This is a genomic window from Rubrivivax albus, from assembly GCF_004016515.1.
In the GTDB taxonomy this organism is placed as follows: domain Bacteria; phylum Pseudomonadota; class Gammaproteobacteria; order Burkholderiales; family Burkholderiaceae_C; genus Rubrivivax; species Rubrivivax albus.
Genome location: NZ_SACT01000041.1, coordinates 1 through 600 on the forward strand (window position 1 = coordinate 1; position 600 = coordinate 600).

A 600-nucleotide genomic window follows, 5' to 3' on the forward strand; every position below is an offset into this window, starting at 1 on the left:
CAGCGCGCAGGTCTCGCAGACCTCGCAGAGCCTGGCGCACTCGGCCAGCCAGCAGGCTGCCAGCGTGGAGGAGACCACCGCCTCGCTGCAGGAGATGAACGCCTCGGTCAAGGGCAACGCCGACAACGCCACCCTCACCGACGGCATGGCCACCCAGGCCGCCGGCCAGGCCCGCCAGGGCGGCGACGCCGTGGCGCAGACGGTGCAGGCCATGAAGTCCATCGCCACCAAGATCTCCATCATCGACGACATCGCCTACCAGACCAACCTGCTGGCGCTCAACGCCGCCATCGAGGCCGCGCGTGCCGGCGAGCACGGCAAGGGCTTCGCCGTCGTGGCCGCCGAGGTGCGCAAGCTCGCCGAGCGCAGCCAGGTCGCCGCGCAGGAGATCGGCGCCCTGGCCGGCAACTCCGTGGGCACGGCCGAGCAGGCCGGTGCGCTGCTGGGCCAGATGGTCCCGGCCATCCAGAAGACCAGCGAACTCGTCCAGGAGATCGCCGCAGCCAGCGGCGAGCAGGCCGACGGCGTGCAGCAGATCACCGGCGCCATGAACCACCTCAGCTCCGCCACCCAGCAGACCGCCAGCGCCAGCGAGGAACT

General features: G+C 71.5%; 1 protein-coding gene. It reads left to right on the forward strand.

Annotation, left to right across the window (positions count from 1 at the left end):
• Window positions 1-600: methyl-accepting chemotaxis protein (locus tag ENE75_RS24660; protein ID WP_233259278.1), on the forward strand; the 600-nt coding region annotated here is incomplete at both ends.